1 protein-coding gene is annotated in these 849 nt (G+C 49.0%); it reads right to left on the bottom strand.

Features of this window, described 5'->3' with window-relative positions:
• Positions 1-182: 182 nt before the first annotated feature.
• A complete protein-coding gene (locus B5G12_RS14175) occupies positions 183-812 on the bottom strand; it encodes a hypothetical protein (protein WP_144064185.1) in 630 nt (209 codons plus the stop codon).
• Between the last annotated feature and the right edge of the window lie 37 nt (positions 813-849).

Genomic DNA, 849 nt, shown 5'->3' with positions numbered 1-849 from the left:
GTGACGCAAAAGTTCTTTTGTTTTGGTGCGATCAACAACAGAAGGAATATGGTTCTATTCCTCTTTGCCGCCACATCGGATGGGTGTTTTACCCGAGCGTGCAGGTGGTCTCTGGCACCCGCCCGCCCCTTATATCATCTCCCGGTATGGTGCCCCGGGGGTGTTATAAGTAACGATTTGCTTTAGACGTTGGTCTTAGAGGTTGCCTTCAGAACAGCCACCACATACGGCTCAGTCTTGTTGTCTTTGGTAACCATGCTGCCCTCGTAAACATACATGGTGTAGCTAATATTCACAGTTTTAGCACCTGTATCAACAACATTCTGCAGGTCTTTCACGCTCTCAGCAATTGCGTTCGCCGCCAAGGTACGCACGGAATCAGCCGAAGAACCAGCGCCATTGGAAACGACTGCATAACGATAAAAAGTTTTGTCGTCGTCCTTCAAGTCACGAACCAAATTCGCAATCTTATCAGGGTCGAGCAGACGATGACCATCCGCGAGATCACCAAATACATAATCCAGCACGCCGTCGCGTACAGTTGCAGTGTCCACCTCGTGATAAAGCTTTGTATTATCCTCGTTGAACTTCTTCATCGCATTGTTCAGAGCGGTATTCTCTTCAACAGTAATGACCAGATCACTGTTTTTATCTGCGATGGCGTTCTTCACAGTGCTCACGACGCTAGCGGTGGTGGGCTGGCTGCTGGAAGAGCCACTATTGCCGTTGTTGGTGCCCTCACCGCAAGCGGTGAGCATGCTGACGGCCATGATGCCGGCCAGCGCCAGAGAAGCAATCTTCTTGAGTTTCATAATGAATTTTTCCTCCTTATGGTGTATAAAAGATAGA

It is taken from the genome of Faecalibacterium sp. An58, assembly GCF_002161515.1.
GTDB lineage: Bacteria > Bacillota > Clostridia > Oscillospirales > Ruminococcaceae > Faecalibacterium > Faecalibacterium avium.
Note: the sequence above shows the minus strand (reverse complement) of the source record. Positions and strands in the feature narration are given on the sequence as shown.

What these genes read in the sequence shown, in the direction of transcription:
- B5G12_RS14175 (WP_144064185.1), bottom strand. Translation starts at nt 812, where the DNA reads ATGAAACTCAAGAAGATTGCTTCTCTGGCGCTGGCCGGCATCATGGCC.